17 protein-coding genes are annotated in these 18,729 nt (G+C 67.4%); 4 read left to right on the top strand and 13 right to left on the bottom strand.

The features are described from left to right. Positions 1-4: 4 nt before the first annotated feature. The 11 genes from ACJH6J_RS02190 to ACJH6J_RS02140 all read right to left on the bottom strand — a co-directional run bounded on the left by ACJH6J_RS02190 (position 5) and on the right by ACJH6J_RS02140 (position 12,162). Positions 5-469 carry a MarR family winged helix-turn-helix transcriptional regulator gene (locus ACJH6J_RS02190; RefSeq protein WP_318985825.1) on the bottom strand — a complete coding sequence of 155 codons (465 nt, stop codon included), beginning with the start codon at positions 467-469 and terminating at the stop codon, positions 5-7. 40 nt (positions 470-509) lie between these two features. Next, entirely contained in the window at positions 510-1,247 is a 738-nt protein-coding gene (locus ACJH6J_RS02185; RefSeq protein WP_406803454.1) for an amino acid ABC transporter ATP-binding protein, read from the bottom strand. Beyond that, positions 1,244-3,064: an ABC transporter substrate-binding protein/permease gene (locus ACJH6J_RS02180; protein WP_406803453.1), complete on the bottom strand. Its 1,821-nt coding sequence runs from the start codon at positions 3,062-3,064 to the stop codon at positions 1,244-1,246. Before ACJH6J_RS02180 ends, ACJH6J_RS02185 begins: the two co-directional genes overlap by 4 nt. Positions 3,065-3,082: 18 nt before the next feature. Further along, entirely contained in the window at positions 3,083-3,865 is a 783-nt protein-coding gene (locus ACJH6J_RS02175; protein ID WP_406803452.1) for an LLM class F420-dependent oxidoreductase, read from the bottom strand. A gap of 9 nt (positions 3,866-3,874) precedes the next feature. Continuing rightward, the gene (locus ACJH6J_RS02170) at positions 3,875-4,798 is read right to left on the bottom strand and encodes an alpha/beta fold hydrolase (protein WP_406803451.1); all 924 of its coding nucleotides are present in this window, start codon (positions 4,796-4,798) and stop codon (positions 3,875-3,877) included. 22 nt (positions 4,799-4,820) lie between these two features. Next, positions 4,821-6,887 carry a PhoX family protein gene (locus tag ACJH6J_RS02165; RefSeq protein ID WP_406803450.1) on the bottom strand — a complete coding sequence of 689 codons (2,067 nt, stop codon included), beginning with the start codon at positions 6,885-6,887 and terminating at the stop codon, positions 4,821-4,823. Between the two features lie 88 nt (positions 6,888-6,975). After that, positions 6,976-8,556: an alkyl hydroperoxide reductase subunit F gene (gene ahpF, locus ACJH6J_RS02160; protein ID WP_406803505.1), complete on the bottom strand. Its 1,581-nt coding sequence runs from the start codon at positions 8,554-8,556 to the stop codon at positions 6,976-6,978. A 118-nt stretch (positions 8,557-8,674) separates the two neighbouring features. Further along, positions 8,675-9,238, bottom strand: coding sequence for an alkyl hydroperoxide reductase subunit C (gene ahpC / locus ACJH6J_RS02155; RefSeq protein ID WP_406803449.1), 564 nt, complete (start codon positions 9,236-9,238; stop codon positions 8,675-8,677). 188 nt (positions 9,239-9,426) lie between these two features. Beyond that, on the bottom strand, positions 9,427-10,515 hold the full coding sequence (locus ACJH6J_RS02150) for an inositol-3-phosphate synthase (RefSeq protein ID WP_406803448.1): 1,089 nt from the start codon (positions 10,513-10,515) through the stop codon (positions 9,427-9,429). Positions 10,516-10,568: 53 nt separating this feature from the next. Then, complete coding sequence (locus ACJH6J_RS02145; protein WP_020099852.1) at positions 10,569-11,141, bottom strand: PadR family transcriptional regulator; 573 nt, start codon at positions 11,139-11,141, stop codon at positions 10,569-10,571. 166 nt (positions 11,142-11,307) lie between these two features. Continuing rightward, positions 11,308-12,162, bottom strand: a complete 855-nt coding sequence (locus ACJH6J_RS02140; protein ID WP_073695037.1) for a DUF1707 domain-containing protein — start codon at positions 12,160-12,162, stop codon at positions 11,308-11,310. A 131-nt stretch (positions 12,163-12,293) separates the two neighbouring features. On the opposite strand from ACJH6J_RS02140, the gene ACJH6J_RS02135 reads away from it, so the two are divergent. Genes ACJH6J_RS02135 through ACJH6J_RS02120 form a run of 4 tightly spaced genes read left to right on the top strand, consistent with a single transcriptional unit; the run spans position 12,294 to position 17,349 of the window. Continuing rightward, positions 12,294-12,725, top strand: coding sequence for a DUF5318 domain-containing protein (locus ACJH6J_RS02135; protein WP_073695038.1), 432 nt, complete (start codon positions 12,294-12,296; stop codon positions 12,723-12,725). 4 nt (positions 12,726-12,729) lie between these two features. Next, the gene (locus ACJH6J_RS02130) at positions 12,730-15,198 is read left to right on the top strand and encodes a transglycosylase domain-containing protein (RefSeq protein ID WP_406803447.1); all 2,469 of its coding nucleotides are present in this window, start codon (positions 12,730-12,732) and stop codon (positions 15,196-15,198) included. Further along, positions 15,195-16,844, top strand: a complete 1,650-nt coding sequence (locus ACJH6J_RS02125) for a glycosyltransferase family 87 protein (protein ID WP_406803446.1) — start codon at positions 15,195-15,197, stop codon at positions 16,842-16,844. The genes ACJH6J_RS02130 and ACJH6J_RS02125 overlap by 4 nt, the downstream gene beginning before the upstream one ends. A gap of 40 nt (positions 16,845-16,884) precedes the next feature. Continuing rightward, the gene (locus ACJH6J_RS02120) at positions 16,885-17,349 is read left to right on the top strand and encodes an SRPBCC family protein (RefSeq protein ID WP_406803445.1); all 465 of its coding nucleotides are present in this window, start codon (positions 16,885-16,887) and stop codon (positions 17,347-17,349) included. Between the two features lie 113 nt (positions 17,350-17,462). Here the strand turns inward: ACJH6J_RS02120 and ACJH6J_RS02115 are convergent, their stop codons facing one another. Continuing rightward, entirely contained in the window at positions 17,463-18,053 is a 591-nt protein-coding gene (locus ACJH6J_RS02115) for a hypothetical protein (protein WP_212807770.1), read from the bottom strand. A gap of 29 nt (positions 18,054-18,082) precedes the next feature. Then, positions 18,083-18,718 (bottom strand): hypothetical protein, encoded by a 636-nt coding sequence (locus tag ACJH6J_RS02110; RefSeq protein ID WP_212807769.1) that lies wholly within the window; start codon positions 18,716-18,718, stop codon positions 18,083-18,085. Positions 18,719-18,729: the final 11 nt, after the last annotated feature.

Raw genomic sequence — 18,729 nt, 5'->3', positions numbered from 1 at the left:
GGACTTAGTCGTCGCTACTGGTGGCGAGCTTCTCGAGCGGCCCGAGGGCCTTGGCGATGTGGTCGATGTCTTCGGGCGTCAGGTTGGCCATCATCGCGATCAGCACCTTCCGGCGGGCCTCGAGGGCCTCCCGGTGCTGCACGAGTCCGCGCGGCGTCACGTTGACCAGCACGGCGCGCAGGTCGGATGGGTCACGCGACCGCTTGACCAGACCCAGCTTCTCCAATCGCCGGATCGCCACCGTCGTGGTGGGGGTCCGGACGCGTTCGTGGGCGGCCAACTCGGTCATCCGGATGGGTCCGCGATCCAGCAGCGTCAGCAGGATGGACAGCTGCGCCAGGGTCAGATCGGCGCCGGCTTCGGCGTCCTTCGGGATCTCGACGCGTCGGCGCATCACGTTGAACAGCTTGGAGAGGACCTGCTGCAGTTCACCTGCGAGGTCCGCGACCTGCGGTTCCGTCGACGACATAGTTCGATAGTCTAACGTGTATGCCGGATACTGTTCGGTATTAGACAACCTGCGCCAGAAATTGACGTAAACGTTGAGTTTCCGCGGATTCGAAGATCTGCTCGGGCGTTCCGGTCTCGACCACCCGGCCGCCGTCCATGAACACCACCGAATCTGCCGCTGACCGGGCGAAACCCATCTCGTGGGTGACCACCACCATGGTCATGCCGTCCGCCCCGAGTTCGCTGATGAGCGCCAGGATGCCCTTGACCAGTTCCGGATCCAGTGCCGACGTGGCCTCATCGAAGAACATCACCTGGGGGCTCATGGCCAGTGCGCGGGCGATCGCGACACGTTGCTGTTGTCCACCGGACAGGGTTGCCGGGCGCACGTCGGCCTTGTGTTTCAGCCCGACGCGCTCGAGCAGTTGCAGCCCGAGTTCGCGGGCCGCCGCGGCGTCCAGTCCCTTCAGTTTGCGGGGGCCCAGCGTGACGTTCTCCAGCACCGTCCGGTGCGGGAACAGGTTGAAATGCTGGAAGACCATCCCGATCCGCTGGCGCAACTGATCGGGGTTGTCCTTGAGGACCGACCGGCCGTCGAGCAGGATGTCGCCGCGGTCCGGTTCGTACAACCGGTTCAGGGTGCGCAGCAGCGTCGACTTGCCCGAGCCCGACGGCCCGATGACCGCGGTCGTGGTGCCGGCAGGCACGTCCAGGTCGACGCCGCGCAATACCGTGTTGGCATCGAACGACAGGTGAATGTCCTTGGCGGCCAAAGAAACTGCCTGCGGCGTGGTCATATGATCTCCTGGGTCGCGACCTCGGCTGCGACGGGCTTGCCCTTGCTCAGTCGCCGGTCGATGTAGTTGACCAGATGGGTCAGCGGAACGGTCAGGGCCAGATAGAACAGCCCGGCAGCGACCAGCGGAGACAGGTTTCCGGTCTGGGCGTTGAGGTCGCGGCCGACCTGGAACAGCTCCCGTTGGCTGGCGATCAACCCGAGGAAGTACACCAGCGACGACGCCTTCAGCAGCGAGATGAACTGGTTCATCAGCGCCGGCAGCACCCGGCGCACACCCTGCGGCACCACCACCAGGCGCATCGAGGCCGGGTAGCCGAAGCCCAGTGCCCGCGAGGCCTCGAGCTGGCCGGCGTCCACGCTCTGGATACCCGAGCGCAGAATCTCACCGATGTAGGCGCCCGCCATCAGTCCCAGCGCGGCAATTCCCAAGGGGTACGGGTTGTTTCCCGTCAGCGAGCCGACGACCGGCCCGATGCCCAGCCCGATCACCAGGATGATCACCACCTCGGGCAGGCCGCGGAAGATGTCGGTGTACACCCGGGCCGGCCATCGCAGCCAGCGGGACCGGGAGATGCCGGCGATGGCCAGTGCCATGCCGATGATGAGGCCGATGACGCTCGCGCTGATGGTCAGGATGAGCGTGTTCGGCAGGCCCGTCTTGAACAGGTCGGGGATGGCCTGCCGGTACAGCCGCCAGTCGAGGAATGCGTCTTTCAGTTGCGAGAGCGTGGATTTCGGCGCGGGACCGGCCGACGGGGCCGCTGCGGCGTGAGACGCGGCGATAGCGTTGAAGTCGGGCAGCTGCGGTGCGGGTGCGGCCTTCGATCCGGGCTTCCAGCCCGGCGGCAGGGCCCGCGGCACCCAATCGGCGTAGAGGCGCGCCCAGGTGCCGTCGGCGATCACCGCGTCGAGCCCCGCGTTGAGCGCGTCGATCAGCGGCTTGTTCTCCTTGGCGACCGCGTAGGCCACGAAATTGTCCAAGCTGAAGGTGTTTTCGACGATCCGCGCCGGGTCGCCCGGTTGCACGGTGCCGGACGCCTGCTGCGACGGCGCCACCCAGGCGTCGATCTGCCGGCTCTTGATGTTGGCGTACACCGTGGCGTAGTCCGGGAACTTCACCGGTTCCAGGTGCAGGGTGTCGACGACGTAGGCCTCCTGCACGGTGCCCTGCACGACGCCGATGCGCTGTCCGGCCTTCAGGGCACCGAAGCCGTTGATGGCCGATCCGGTCGGCACGACGAGCGAAAAGTAGCCGAAGTCATAGCCATTGGTAAACCCGACGGTGCGCCGCCGGGCGTCGGTGGTGGTGATCGATGACGAGCCGACGTCGAAGCGCCGGGACGCGACCTGGGCCAGCAGGCCGGCGAAGTCGGTGCCGACGAAGTTGACGCGCAGGCCGATCTTCTCGGCGATGGCCCGCAGCAGCTCGTTGTCGAATCCGGTGAACTGGCCGCTGGAGTTGATACAGATGCTCGGCGGGGCATCGGACAGCGTGCCGACGGTCAGCACTCCGGGCGTACCCAGCCCCAACGCCTCCGGCCGCACCGTGGAAAGCGGCTGGGTACCGGGCGTCGTGTACTTGTCGGTGCCGTCGCCCTGGGCGGCGGTGGCCAGGTTGGTGGGCAGGGCGCTGGCGCTCTGCACGCCCGGCGGTGCGCACTGGTCGGTGGTGGCGCCGGCTGGGACTCCCACGGACAGCGAACAGACCAGGAGTGCCACCAGTATCGCTACCGTCGCACGCAGGAAAGAGGTCACGCACGTCAACCTAGCGGGTGCCCGGCCGAATTCAGCGGCTTCAGCTCGCCGGGAATTCATTCGGCCGGGCAGCGCCGGCTACCGGCTGTCGCGCCAGCGGCACAGGGCTTCGGCGTGGCCCAGATCGTAGTCGGGGCCGTTGACCCCGACGGTCAGCAACGAAACCCCGAGTGCGGTAAGCGCTTCGGCATTGGCGATCAGGCCGTCGCCGCTGTTGTCCACGCCGGCCGAGCGGACGATGGTGTTCGGGTCGCGGCCGACGTCGGCGCAATGCCGGTCCAGCACGGCGGCCTTCTCCGGGTACGTCGCCGCGGTGGTGAAGCTGTGCCAGATCTGCGCGTACTCCGCGACGAGCCGCAGCGTCTTGCGCTCGCCCTGGCCGCCGATGAGGATCGGAATGTCGCGCACCGGCTGTGGGTTCAGCTTGCCCAGGCGCGACACGATGCGCGGCATGGCGGCCGCCAGGTCGTCGAGTCTGCTTCCGGCCGTACCGAATTCGTAGCCGTACTCGTCGTAGTCCTTCTCTTTCCAGCCCGAGCCGACGCCCAGGATCAGCCGGCCGTCCGAGATGTTGTCGACAGTCCGTGCCATGTCGGCCAGCAGTTCCGGATTGCGGTACGAGTTACAGCTGACCAGCGCGCCGATCTCGATGCGCGAGGTCTGCTCGGCCCACGCGCCCAGCATGGTCCAGCATTCGTAGTGCGCGCCGTCGGGATCGCCGTACAGCGGGAAGAAGTGGTCCCAGTTGAAGGCGACGTCGACGCCGAGGTCCTCGGCGCGCCGGACCGCGTCGCGGATGAAGCCGTAGTTGGACGAGTGCTGGGGCTGCAGTTGAACCCCGATGCGGATGGGTTGGGTCATGACCCCACGCTAACCGCCGAGGACGCCCCGCAGGATTTCCACAAGTGCGGCAGGTTGGTCGCCCTGAACGGAATGCCCGGAATCGGCGACCACGTGGGTCCGCTGGAAACCCGGCGCGCCGGCCGCGAAGGCGGCGGCATCGTCGTCGTGGACGAAGTACGACTTGGCACCGCGCACCAGTGTCGTCGGCATGGTGATGGACGGGACGTCGTCCCACAGTCCGTTGAAGTTCGAGTAGCCGTCTCCTCGCGTCAACGAGTCGTACCGCCACGTCCAGGTGCCGTCGTCGAGTTGCTTGGCATTGTGAAAGACGCCGCGGCGCAGCGAGTTCCGGCTGCGGTGCGGCGACGCGGCCACGGTGACGTCGAGCATCGCGGCGAAACTGGGGAAGCTCCGGTCGCCCTTCACCAGCGCGACGGCACCCAGCTGAGCCTGCGTCATCTGCTCGTGCCGTTCCGGCGCCGACGGCGTGACGTCCACGAGCACCAGCTCGGGTACCAACGCAGGTTCGGTCGCGGCGATCCGCAGCGCCGTCAGCCCACCCAGCGACATCCCGACCACCAGCCGGGCCGACGGCGCGTGGCGCCGAATCACCGGGGCCACGGTCGACGCGTTCAGCTTCGGCCCGTAGTCGCCGTCCTCGCGCCAGGCCGACCGCCCATGCCCGGGCAGATCGATCGCCAGCGCCGGCACTCCGAGGCCCAGGATCACGGTGTCCCAGGTGTGCGCGTTCTGTCCGCCGCCGTGCAGGAACACCACTTCGGGCTCCGCGACGCCCCACTTCAGCAGGCTGATGGGCCCGTCCTCGATCCGCGACACCGTCGGCAGCGGGCCGTCGGCGCCGATCTGCTCGGCGTTCTCGGGCAGCAGCGCGAACTCGTCGAGCGTCAGCAGTTCGTCGTCAGAAATCTCGAGGGCCACGTCTGCGGACATTACCCCCGGCGGCGAGGCGTGCTCAGCTGCCGATCGTTCCGTTGTCCTTCCACACCGCCACCACAGAGGGGCGTGCGGTGCCGTTGCCGCCCTCGGGCCACCGCGAGACCGGGTTGTCGATGCTGTTGTCATCGTGCTCGCCGGGATGCTGGACGCAGACCGTGACGAGGTCGTCGGTGACGACGGGGCCGCACGTCTCGGCGCCGAGCGGCACGGTGAGGAACTGCTTGGTCTCCCCGCGGTTCGGGCCGCTCAGCGCGACGGCGAACAGTCCGTCGTTGGACTTCAACGCATTACCGTCGGTGGCGATCCAGAGGTTGCCGTGGCTGTCGAAGGCCAGGTTGTCCGGGCAGGAAATCGGGCTGACCTTGGTCTTGTCGAACCCCGCGTAGTAGGTGTCGGCGGCGGCGGGGTCGCCGCAGACCAACAGCAGCTCCCACGTGAAGTCGGTGCCGGCGTGGTTGTCGACGATCTCGAGAATCTGGCCGTTCTTGTTGTCGTTGCGCGGATTCGGCGCATCGGGGCCCGGTTTGCCCTCCGCGCCGCGCTTGGAGTTGTTGGTGAGGGCGACGTACAGCTTGCCGGTCTTCGGGTCGGCTTCGAAGTCCTCGGGCCGGTCCATCTTGGTGGCGCCGGCCTTGTCGGCGGCGAAGCGGGTGAACACCGCGGCCTCCGCCGCGCTGATCCCGGGCACCAGTGATTCGGCCCGACCCTCGGGGCCGGACCGCAGCAACGGCAGCCAGGTTCCGGTGCCGCGGAACGCACCCGTGCTCGGCAACTTCCCGGTGCCGTCGATCTCGGCGGCGGGGATGTCGCTGGACAGCTTGGCGACGTACAAGGTGCCTTCGTCGAGGATGGTCATGTTGTGCGCCATCGCCGCCGGCTCGCGGCCGGGCTGAATCTTCTTGCTGGACACGAATTTGTACATGTAGTCGAAGCGCTCGTCGTCGCCGCTGTAGGCGACGACGGTGCCGTCGGCAGTGACGTAGATGTTGGCGGCTTCGTGCCGGAAGCGGCCCAGCGCAGTGTGTTTCACCGGGGTGGAGTTCGGGTCCCACGGATTGAGTTCGACGATGTAGCCGAACCGGTTGACCTCGCCCGGCGTCGCGGCCACGTCGAACCGCGGATCGAAGGTCTCCCAGAGCATCTCGGACGGCTTGAGCTCGATGCCGTAGCGGGCGAGGCGGGTCGCGTCTGCCGGGGTGGCAGGCGCGGTGCCGGCCGGTGCGCCGAAGTAGCCCTGGAAGTTCTCCTCGCCGGAAAGCACTGTGCCCCAAGGGGTTATGCCGCCGGAGCAGTTGGCCATGGTGCCCGCCACGCGTCTGCCGGTCGGGTCGGCAGCTGTCTTGACGAAGTCGGTGCCCGCCGCGGGTCCGGTCAGGGTGAACGGGGTGTCGACGGTGATGCGTCGGTTGTACGGGCCCAGAACCGGTTTGAGGCCGTCGGGGGTGCGCGCGACTTCCACGACGCCCATGCCCATGGCGGCGATCTCGATGTCGAACTGCTCGCGGGTCGGGTGCTTGGGGTCGTAGCCGGGGAACATGAATTGCGGTGTGACGTACTCGAAGTTGGTCACCAGCAGGAAGTGGCCGGGCCGGTCGGGGATCGGTAGCAGCCCGGCGAAGTCGTTGTTGAACCCGAACTGGCCGCGCTGCGCCGCGGCGGTCTGCGCCGTCACGTCGAATTTCGGCGCGCCCGGCAGCACGGGGTCACCCCAGCTGATGACCACGGACTGCCGGTAGCCCTCGGGGATGACGACGGCGTCCTCGCGGTTGGGTGCGACCGCGGCGAATCGCATGCCGGGCGGTGTCGACGAGGGCGCAGCGGACGAGGTGCCTGCGGCGGGCTGCTCGTCGCGGCCGCACGCGGCCAGGGCGGGACCGGCGCCGACGGCGAGCACCGCGATGCCGGTCGCGCGGAGCATCGACCGTCGGGACACGGCCTGCGCGATGTCACCGAAGTACTCGTTGTCGCTGGTGTTCGGCAGCGGCTTCGAGCACGCGTCGCCACACTTGTGGCGGCACGTGACGTGCTGGCGCGACGACCGGCCGTCGTGGGTCAGGAGCAGGTTCAGCGGAAACAGGGCCACGATGCTGGAACCTATGACAGCTGAACCAGCAGCTGGGAAAGAACTGGTGAACTGCTGGGAACGCCCGCGCCCGACCCGGACGAAGTGCCTAGCCGACCGGGGCGGTCGTCCGGATCAGGTGATCGAACGCCGAGAGGGCCGCTGTCGCACCGGCTCCCGCCGCGATGACGATCTGCTTGAACGGCACCGTCGTGCAGTCGCCGGCGGCGAACACGCCGGGGACCGATGTCTGGCCGCGCTCGTCGATGACGATCTCGCCGCGCTTGGACAGCTCGACGCTGCCTTCGAGCCACTCGGTGTTGGGCAGCAGGCCGATCTGGACGAAGACGCCCTGCAGGTCCAGCTGGTGCGACTCGCCGGTGGTGCGGTCCTGGTAGGTCAGGCCGGTCACCTGGTCGCCGTCGCCGAGGACCTCGGTGGTCAGCGTGCTCAGCAGGATGTCGACGTTGGGCAGGCTGCGCAGTTTGCGCTGCAGCACCTCGTCGGCGCGCAGCACCGAGTCGAACTCGATGAGTGTCACATGGGAGACGACGCCGGCGAGGTCGATCGCGGCCTCGACGCCGGAGTTGCCGCCGCCGACGACGGCGACGCGCTTGCCCTTGAACAGCGGTCCGTCGCAGTGCGGGCAGTAGGTGACGCCCTTGTTGCGGTAGTCGGCCTCGCCGGGCACGTCCATCGCGCGCCAGCGGGCGCCGGTCGCGAGGATGACGGTGCGGGCCGTCAGCGAGGCGCCGCTCTCCAGCGCGATCTCGATGAGGCCGCCTTCGTCGATCGCCGGCAGCAGCTTCGCGCCGCGCTGGGTCTTGATGACGTCGACGTCGTACTCGCCGACGTGGGCTTCCAGCGCCGCGGCGTACTTCGGTCCTTCGGTGTGCGGGACGGAGATGTAGTTCTCGATGGCCATGGTGTCGAGCACCTGACCGCCGAACCGCTCGGCGACCACGCCGGTGCGAATTCCCTTGCGGGCAGCGTAGATTGCGGCCGCGGCCCCGGCAGGTCCACCGCCGACGACCAGGACGTCGAAGGGGTCCTTCTCGGCGATGGCCTCGGCGGTGCGCTGCGCGGCGCCGACGTCGACCTTGCCGATGATCTGCTCGAGGGTCATGCGGCCCGAGTCGAACACCTCACCGTTCAGGAAGACGGTCGGGACCGCCAGCACCTTGCGCTGTTCGACCTCGTCCTTGAACAGCGCGCCGTCGATCGCGATGTGGCTGATGCGCGGGTTGAGGATCGCCATCAGGTTGAGCGCCTGCACCACGTCGGGGCAGTTCTGGCAGGACAGCGAGAAGTAGGTCTCGAAGTGCAGGTCGGCGTCGAGGTTCCGCACCTGCTCGAGCAGCTCGGGGGCTTCCTTCGACGGGTATCCGCCGACCTGCAGCAGCGCCAGGGCCAGCGAGGAGAACTCGTGGCCGAGGGGGATGCCGGCGAACCGGACCTCGACATCGGTGCCGGTGCGGCGGATGGCGAACGACGGCCGGCGGGCAGCAGCATCGTCGGAGTCGTCGGCCCGGGAGTAGGTGATCTTGTCCGACATGGCCGCGATCTCGGTGAGCAGGCCGGCCAGCTCGGCGGACTTGGGACCGTCGTCGAGGGAGGACACCAGCTCGATGGGCACGGTCAGCCGCTCGAGCAGGGACTTCAATTGGCCGGCGAGTGCGGTGTCGAGCATGCGGATCAACTCCATCGAAATAGGAATGGTGGGCCGGTGTGGCCCGAAAGATGTTGGGGGCGAAGACTTCTGGACAGCGGTACGGGCCGGAGCCCGTACCGCCGACCAGCAGTGAAAACTAGATCTTGCCGACGAGTTCCAGCGACGGGGCCAGGGTCTCTTCGCCCTCTACCCACTTGGCCGGGCAGACCTCGCCCGGGTGGTTGCGCACGTACTGCGCGGCCTTGACCTTGCGGACCAGCTCGGCGGCGTTGCGGCCGATGCCCTCGGCGGTGACCTCGGTGAACTGGATGATGCCGTCGGGGTCGACCAGGAAGGTGCCGCGGTCGGCCAGGCCCTCGTCCTCACGCAGCACCTCGAAGTCGGTGCTGATGCGCAGGGTGGGGTCGCCGATCATCGCGAACTTGATCTTGCCGATGGTGTCGGACGAGTCGTGCCACGCCTTGTGGGTGAAGTGGGTGTCGGTGGACACCGAGAACACCTCGACGCCGAGCTGCTGCAGCTCGTCGTAGTGGTCGGCGAGGTCGCCGAGCTCTGTCGGGCAGACGAACGTGAAGTCGGCCGGGTAGAAGAGGAAGATGGCCCACTTGCCCGCGATGTCGGCTTCGGACACGGGGATGAAGGTGCCGTTCTTGTACGCGGTCGCGGAGAACGGCTTGATCTGCTTGTTGATCAGGGCCACGGGAACCTCTCTCAGGTCACTGTCGGATGTCTTTACGGAGCCCACCCTAGTGCCATTTTCTGGACTAATTCCAGTTTAAAGAGGGCTGTTGTGGCCAGTCTCACAACCGCCGGCCTGACGGTCCCGACGCCCCAAACGCCAAGTGGGGGGCCAGGTTTCACCTGGCCGCCCACTCTGACGTCGAAAAACTACCCCTCGATGAAGGCTTCCAGCTGAGCGCGCGCGAGGTCGTCGGCGACCTGCTCCGGCGGGCTCTTCATCAGGTAGGCCGAGGCCGGCAGGATCGGGCCACCGAGGCCGCGGTCCTTGGCGATCTTGGCGGCGCGCACGGCGTCGATGATGATGCCGGCCGAGTTGGGGGAGTCCCAGACCTCGAGCTTGTACTCCAGGTTCAGCGGCACGTCACCGAAGGCACGACCCTCGAGGCGGACGTACGCCCACTTGCGGTCGTCGAGCCACGCGACGTAGTCCGACGGGCCGATGTGCACGTTCTTGTCGTAGACCTTGTCGGCCAGCGAGCCGGTCAGGTTCGAGGTGACGGCCTGGGTCTTGGAGACCTTCTTCGACTCCAGGCGCTCGCGCTCGAGCATGTTCTTGAAGTCCATGTTGCCGCCGACGTTCAGCTGGTAGGTGCGGTCCAGCGTGACGCCGCGATCCTCGAACAGCTTGGCCATGACGCGGTGGGTGATGGTCGCGCCGACCTGGCTCTTGATGTCGTCACCGACGATCGGCACGCCGGCGTCCTCGAACTTCTTGGCCCACTCCGGGTCGGAGGCGATGAACACGGGCAGGGCGTTGACGAACGCGACCTTGGCGTCGATGGCGCACTGCGCGTAGAACTTGTCGGCCTCTTCGGAGCCGACGGGCAGGTAGGAGACCAGGACGTCCACGTTGGCGTCCTTGAGGACCTTCACGACGTCGACGGGCTCGGCGTCGGAGACCTCGATGGTGTCGGCGTAGTACTTGCCGATGCCGTCGAGGGTCGGGCCGCGCTGGACGATGACGTCGGTCGGCGGCACGTCGGCGATCTTGATGGTGTTGTTCTCGGAAGCACCGATGGCCTCGGAGAGGTCGAAGCCGACCTTCTTGGCGTCCACGTCGAACGCGGCGACGAACTTCACATCGCGCACGTGGTACTGGCCGAACTTGACGTGCATCAGACCCGGGACGGTCGAGTTTTCGTCGGCGTCCTGGTAGTACTGCACGCCCTGCACGAGCGATGCCGCGCAGTTGCCCACGCCGACGATTGCGACGCGTACCTCGTTCGACTCAGACATGTGACGGTCTCCTTTTCCTACTCTTTCAGTGCATTCGCCGGGGGCGCGTGCGCTCAGGTTTGGTCGGCGTGGCCTTGTGACGGCGGTGCCGTCGGTCCGGCGGTTGCCACGCGCTCGGCAGCTATCAGCTCGTTGAGCCATTTCACTTCGCGCTCACTGGACTCGAGCCCGAGCTGATGCAGCTGGCGGGTGTAGCGGTCGAGTGAACTGCTGGCCCGTGCGATCGCCTCGCGCAGACCTTCGCGACGCTCCTCGACCTGACGGCGCCGCCCTTCCAGGATTCGCATCCTGGCCTCGGCGGGCGTCCGGTTGAAGAACGCCAAGTGCACACCGAATCCGTCATCGGTGTAGTTCTGGGGGCCGGTGTCGGCGACGAGCTCGGTGAACCGTTGCTTGCCGGCATCGGTCAGTTGGTAGACGCGGCGGGCGCGGCGCACCTTGGTCGAACCGAGCGGCGCCGCATCTTCGACGATCAGGCCGTCGGCCTGCATGCGGCGCAGCGCCGGGTAGAGCGAGCCGTACGAGAACGCACGGAACGCACCCAGCAGTCCGGTCAGCCGTTTGCGCAGCTCATAGCCGTGCATGGGGGACTCCAGCAGAAGCCCCAGGATGGCCAGCTCCAGCACAGTGTCACCTCCCGACATGAATTGACGGCAACGCATATTGAGCGCTAGGACGCTTCAACACCTCGCGCCATAGTATCGCGCCGATATATACGGGGCCAATCGACTGCGCACATGGAGATGAACAGCACTCGATGCGGCCGTCAACACGGCCCGAACGAACGGCGAATCAGCCGGGGTAGTTGATCTGTTTCTGGTTGCCCTCGGGGTCGAGCTCGATGTAGCCGCTGTTGTTGAACTTGCCGGACACGTAGATCGAGATGGTGACGGTGTCCTGCGGCGCGGTGATGTCCTTGCTGCCCTTGATGGAGATGTAGACGGTGTTGATCTCGTTGCGCTTGATGCCCAGGGTCTCGGGTGCGCCGTGCAGAATGCCGGCAATCTTCGGGACGTCGAATTTGCCCAGGTCGACGACGCGCTCGTCGCTGCTGACCGAGGTGGTGTCGGGGTCGTCCCAGCCCCCGCGGTAGTCGTAGCGCAGCACCCGGCGCGGTTCGGCCGGATCGGCCCGCTCGAGGATCGCGTAGTCCGGGTAGATGGTCAGCTCGTAGCCGGTGGTGTCGCCGAACTTCTGCTTCATTTGAGTGAACAAGCCGGTCAGGCCACCGAGCGAATGCAGTTGGCGCGGCGGCGTCAGCACGATCGGGGTGATGCCGTCGGGCTTGGCGCCGGGGTCCTGGGCGGCGGTCAGCGGGGACTGGCCGGGCGCGGCGTAGACACCCCAGCCGATCGCGATGCCGACCACCAGTAGCACCGCGGCGCCCGCGGCCAGGACGCCCCAGCCGGTGGTGCGCACCGGGCGGCCCGCACCCGTCTTCAAGTTGGGCAGTTTCACCGACGAGTTCGAAGTCTGCAGATCGGTCACCAGGGCCCGCAGGTCCCCGAGGGTGACGGCATGGGTGGCCGCCGAGACCCGCTGCCGGTGCTCTTCGGCGGAGAGCTGTCCCTCGGCCAGTGCGCTGTCCAGGATCTGGCAGGTGTCGTTGCGGTCGCTGTCTTTCGCGCGGGTTGCTGCGGTGGCCACGGGGAAAGAGTAAAGGTCAGAGGCATGCCGCGGTGACCGTGGCCACAAGGCGGTCACCAGTGTGGCTACAACCCGGCTACATGCGCGCCATCACGCGTCGGGGCTCAGGCGCCCGACGTACTCTGGTCAACGTGCGATTGCAGCGGCAGGTGGTCGACTATGCGCTCCGGCGCAGGTCGCTGCTGGCCGAGGTCTATTCGGGCCGCACCGGCGTCACCGAGGTGTGTGATGCCAACCCCTACCTGCTGCGCGCCGCAAAATTTCATGGCCGGTCCAGTTCGGTGATGTGCCCCATCTGCCGAAAAGAACCACTGACATTGGTGTCGTGGGTGTTCGGCGATCACCTCGGGGCGGTGTCGGGTTCGGCCCGCAGCACCGAGGAGCTCGTCCTGCTGGCCGCCAAGTTCGACGAATTCGCGGTTCACGTGGTGGAGGTATGCCGCACTTGCAGTTGGAATCATTTGGTCAAGTCATATGTATTAGGGACGCCGAGTCCCCCGAAGGCAGCGAAGCCACGTGGCACCCGCGCCGCGCGCTCGAAAGCGCGCACCGCCAGTGAGTGACGGAATGAGCGGGCCCGGGCGCCACAGCCGGTCGGATAACAGCGCGACCAGAGGACCGGCAGCCGGCGCACCGCAAGGTCGCCCCGGCCCGGTGCCGCCGGATGACCGGCGCACCATGATCCTGCCGCCGGTCGCGAAGCCCGACGACCCACGGCTGCGGGACCCGATCGACGCCGTCAAGGCAGCGCTGGACGGCACCAAGCGCCCGAGCCAGCCCCCGCTGAGCCCGAGCACGGGTGCGGGCATGAACCCGCCGCCGAAGACGCCGCCGCCACCGCCCCCGCGAACCGGCGGCGGAAAGTCCGGCGGGCCGCAGCTGCCGCACATCAACTGGAACTGGAAGCTGTTCCGCCGGCTCTGTTATGCCGGCGCCGTCATGCTGCTGGTGCTGCCGATCGTCACCTTCGCCATGGCGTACCTCATCGTCGACATCCCCAAGCCGGGCGACATCCGCACCAACCAGGTGTCGACCATCCTGGCCAGCGACGGTTCCGAGCTGGCCAAGTTCGTCCCGCCGGAAGGCAACCGCGTCGACGTCAACATCGACCAGATCCCGGTGCACGTCCGCAACGCGGTGATGGCCGCCGAGGACCGCGACTTCTACACCAACCCCGGCTTCTCGTTCTCCGGTTTCGCGCGCGCGTTCAAGAACAACATCTTCGGCGGCGACCTGCAGGGCGGCTCGACCATCACGCAGCAGTACGTGAAGAACGCGTTGGTGGGTGACGCCCGGTCCGGCGTGGGCGGCCTGGTCCGCAAGGCCAAGGAATTGGTGATCGCCACCAAGATGTCGCGGCAGTGGTCGAAAGACGAAGTGCTGCAGTCGTATCTGAACATCATCTATTTCGGCCGCGGCACCTACGGCATCGCCGCGGCGTCGAAGGCCTACTTCGGCAAACCTGTCGAGCAGCTCGACGTGGCCGAGGGGGCGTTGCTCGCGGCACTCATCCAGCGGCCGTCGACGCTGGACCCGGCCGTCGACCCGGAGGGCGCCGCCGAGCGCTGGAACTGGGTGCTCGACGGCATGGTGACGATGGGCGCGCTGTCCAAGGAGGACCGCGCACAGCAGAAGTTCCCGGCCACGGTGCCGCCCGAGCAGGCCCGGCAGCAGAACCAGACCGAGGGCCCCAACGGATTGATCCAGCGGCAGGTGATGAAGGAGCTGCAGAGCATCTTCAACATCAACGAGCAGGCGCTGAACACCGAGGGGCTGCAGGTCACAACGACCATCGACCCGAAGGCACAGGCGGCGGCCGAGGACGCGGTGTCGAAGTATCTGGACGGCCAGGCCGACGACATGCGAGCGGCGGTGGTGTCGGTCGATCCGCATACCGGCGGCATCAAGGCGTATTACGGCGGCTCCGACGCCAACGGCTTCGACTTCGCGCAGGCCGGTCTGCCGACGGGTTCGTCGTTCAAGGTCTTCGCGCTGGTCGCGGCCCTCGAGCAGGGCATCGGCCTGGGGTATCAGGTGGACAGCTCGCCGGTGACCGTCAACGGCATCAACATCACCAACGTCGAGGGCGAGGGCTGTGGCACCTGCAGCATCGCCGAGGCGCTCAAGCGGTCGCTGAACACCAGCTATTACCGGCTGATGCTCAAGCTCAAGCACGGCGCGCAGGACGTCGCCGACGCCGCACACAAGGCCGGCGTCGCCGACAGCTTCCCCGGCGTCGAGCACACCCTGTCCGAGGACGGCAAGGGCGGACCGCCGAACAACGGCGTCGTGCTCGGGCAGTACCAGAGCCGCGCGCTCGACATGGCGTCCGCGTACGCGACGCTGGCGGCGTCCGGCGAGTACCACAAGCCGCACTTCGTGCAGAAGGTCGTCAACGGCGACGGACAGGTGCTGTTCGATGCGGCGTCCCAGGACAACTCGGGCGAGCAGCGGATTCCGAAGGCCGTCGCCGACAACGTGACCTCGGCGATGCAGCCCATCGCCGGTTACTCACGCGGCCACAACCTCGCCGGTGGCCGGCCGTCCGCAGCCAAGACCGGCACCGTGCAGCTCGGTGACACCGGCGCCAACCGCGACGCGTGGATGGTCGGCTACACGCCGTCGCTGTCCACCGCGGTGTGGGTGGGTACGACGGCCGGGACGCAGCCGCTGGTGAACAAGGGCGGCGGGCCGGTGTACGGCTCGGGTCTGCCGTCGGACATCTGGAAGTCGACGATGGACGGTGCGCTGAAGGGCACCGACAACGAGTCGTTCCCCAAGCCCACCGCCATCGGCGGGTACGCGGGCGTCCCGCAGGCGCCGCCGGTGGTCAAGCCGCCGACGCCGGATGATCAGCAGGGCCCGCCGCCGGGCGCACCGACCGAGACGGTGGTCCAGCCGACGCTCGTCGTCGCTCCGGGCATCACGATCCCGTTCGGCCCGCCGACCACCATGCAGGTGGCCCCGCACCAGGATGCGCCGCCGCCGCCCGGTGGTGGCGACCCGAACCAGCCTGGCCCCCCGCCGCCGCCGTGACGGCCGACGAACCAGACGAGTCCGACGTTCCGACGGTCTCGCCTGCCCGGCTGGCCCGGGACCTGCGCAGCGCCGACGACCGCGACCTGCCCAGCCGCACCGACGTGATGGGTGCGGCACTGTCGGGCGTCGTGGGCGGTCCGGTTGGTCGGCACGCGATGATCGGCCGGGCGCCGTTCCTCACGCCGTTCCGGGTGATGCTGCTGATCGCGCTGGTCTTCCTGGGGCTGGGTTACACCACCAAGGCGCCGTGCCTGGTGACGACGGGCTCCGGTACCGCCGATCAGCGCGTGGCCAATTGGCAGAACCAGCGGGCCTACTACGAGTTCTGCTACTCGGACACCGTGCCGCTGTACACCGCGGAGCTGCTGAACCTGGGCAAGTTCCCGTACAAGTCCAGCTGGATAGAGACCGACAGCGCCCACAAGCCGCGCGTCCAGTACGACGGCACCCGCGCCGTCCGGTACATGGAATATCCGGTGCTCACCGGCATGTACCAGTACGCGTCGATGTCGGTGGCCAAGACCTACACGGCTGTGTCCAAGCTGGTCCGGATTCCGGTGGTCGCCGAGGTGATCATGTTCTTCAACATCTCGGCGTTCGGGCTGGCCCTGGCCTGGATGGCCACCGTCTGGGCGACCATGCTCATGTCCGGCCGGCGGCCGTGGGACGCCGCGGTGGTCGCCGGGTCGCCGATCCTGATCTTCCAGGCGTTCACCAACTTCGACGCCCTCGCGACCGCATGCGCGGCCGGCGCCATGCTGGCCTGGTCCCGCCGAAAACCGGTGGTGGCCGGCCTGCTCATCGGGGTCGGGGTGGCCCTGAAGCTGTATCCGTTGCTGCTGCTGATCCCGCTGGCGATGCTGGCGGTGCGGACCGGCAAGTGGCGGCCGGTGGCCAAGACCGCGATCACCGCGTTGGTCACGTGGATCGCGGTGAACCTGCCGATCATGGTGATGTTCCCGCGCGGCTGGTCGGAGTTCTTCCGGCTCAACACCCGCCGCGGTGACGACATGGATTCGCTCTACAACGTCGTGAAGTCCTTCACCGGTTGGAGCGGTTTCGACACCAACCTCGGATTCTGGGAACCGCCGACGGTACTCAACACCGTCACGGCGGTGCTGTTCGTCTTGTGTTGTGCGGCAATCGCTTACGTCGCATGGACGGCGCCGCAGCGGCCGCGACTGGCGCAGCTGGCGTTCCTCGTCGTCGCGGCGTTCCTGCTGACCAACAAGGTGTGGAGCCCGCAGTACTCGCTGTGGCTGGTGCCGTTGGCCGCGCTGGCGCTGCCGCATCGTCGAATCCTGTTGGCGTGGATGACCATCGACGCGCTGATCTGGATTCCGCGGATGCTGTACCTCTATGGCGACCCCAAACTCGGACTGCCCGAACAGTTCTTCACCACGACGGTGTTGCTGCGCGACATCGCGGTGATCGGCCTGTGCGCATTGGTTGTTCGCGCCATCTACCGACCCGAGATGGATCTGGTCCGTTGGGGCGGACGCGTGGACGATCCGTCGGGCGGCGTGTTCGACGAGGCCGGCGACAATCCGCCGCGCTGGTTGCCCGCCCGGTTGCGGCCCCGCCCGATCGCCGTCGACGAGCCCGATCCGGATCCCGAACCGGAGCTGGCGCCGACGGCATAAATGGGCTGCGTTCCGTCGCGCGCGGTGGCAGGGTCGAGACGTGACCGATCTGACCTTTTCTGACTCCGTCGTCGTCGACACTGATCCCGAGACGCTCTACGCCCTGGTCTCCGATGTGACCAACATGGGTAAGTGGAGCCCGCAGTGCAAAGAGTGCTGGTGGGAGGACGAAGACGGCGGCCCGGTGGCCGGCGCCTGGTTCAAGGGCCGCAACGAAACCGCCGATCGGACCTGGGAGACCCGTAGCCAGGTGGTCGTCGCCGAGCCCGGCCGCGAGTTCTTCTGGGAGGTCAACGGCGGCTGGGTGCGCTGGGGCTTCAACCTCGATCCCGTCGACGGTGGCACCCGACTGACGCAGTCGTGGGAGTTCCTGCCCGCGGGGATCGAGGGCTTCCATGGGCGCTGGGGCGACGATGCCGAGGCGCAGATCGCACTCCGCTCGAAGTACGCGAAGGAAGGCATTCCGCTGACGCTGGCGGCGATCAAGAAGACGGCCGAGGCCTAGGTTTCGCGGCCGCCGGGGCTTGCCGTTGCCGCGAGCGTGCACACAGACCACGCAAGTCGCCGGCGCGGCGCGCTGGCTGCACGCTCGCGGCGTCCGCGCGCTCTCCCTCGGACTCAGCCCTGATATGGCGGTAGATACTGCGGAAAGTACTGCGGTGCAACCGGATTGCGCTCCGCCCGTATCCACGCGGTGGTTGACGGCAGCAACGCCAGGACCATCGTGGTGATCGGAAATGCCAGGCCGACAACGACGCTGACGACACCTTCGGGCGAGTACCAGTCATCCGCTGTCACCGCGGTAGTGAACACGGCGGTCATCAGGTTGCTCACGATTGCCACCGCACATCCACTCACCACGAGCCAGCGACCGAGCATCTTGCGGCGAAAGAGCAGCACTGCGCCGGCGATGAGCAACACGCTCAGCACCGTGCCGAGTACGAGCCCGATGATCACCATGGCGACCATTCCGATGGCGAGGATGCCGAAGATGCTGTCGAGGAACTCGAGATCAGAGCGGTCGAAATTACTGCCGATCGACGCGATGACGATCAGGAAGAACAGCGAGACGGCGGTGATGCCGAGGCTGAGCAATCCGCCCAGTGCCGCCAGCACGCCGGCGGTGATCGCGGTGCCACCGCTCGGTTGGGCTGGCACCGCCGGCAGGGCGGGGTAGGCGTCCGGCTGCGGGTACTGCGGGTACGTCATGTTTTCCCTCTGGCGCCGGGTTGGTCCACTCAGCCCTGGTACGGCGGGTACTGCGGAAAGTATTGCGGCGCAACGGGAGTGTGCTTGGCCTGAATCCAGGCCACCGTCGAGGGTCGCAGCGCCAACACCATCGTCAGGATCGGGAAGAGCAGGCCTAGGAAGCCAAGTCGGGGACCGCCTTCGTATTCCGAGATGGCGTTGTGCAACCCGTAGCTGATCACTGTCCCGCCGATGACCAGTGCGCATCCGGCGGTGATGAGCCAGCGGCTGGGCATCTTCCGCATGAACAACATCGTCGCGCCCACGATGAGCAACAAGGCGGCGACCAAGCCCGACGCGACGAAGACGATTGCGAGTGCGTAGGTTCCGCCAGGGAAGGAAGCGGCGGACTCACTTCTGATCCGGGCGATCGAGGAGAAACCGGCCAGAGCCATGCCGCCATTCGCCAGCGCACCCAGGATCGACAGGACTGCCGCACCGATCGCTGTGCCGCCACTTGGCGGAGCCGGCGGCATGGGCGGGTACCCGCCCGGATAACCAACTGGCTGCGGGTATCCCTGCTGGTAGACGGGCTGGGGTGGATAACCCTGTGGATATCCCGGCTGCGGCGGGTGGCCGGGTTGCCCCGGAAATCCCTGGCCGTACGGCCCCTGCGGATACGTCATGCGTCCCCCTC

Source organism: Mycobacterium sp. SMC-18 (genome assembly GCF_045310895.1).
GTDB lineage: Bacteria > Actinomycetota > Actinomycetes > Mycobacteriales > Mycobacteriaceae > Mycobacterium.
The sequence above is the reverse complement of the archived record's forward strand: the minus strand, read 5'-3'. Positions and strand labels throughout refer to the sequence as shown.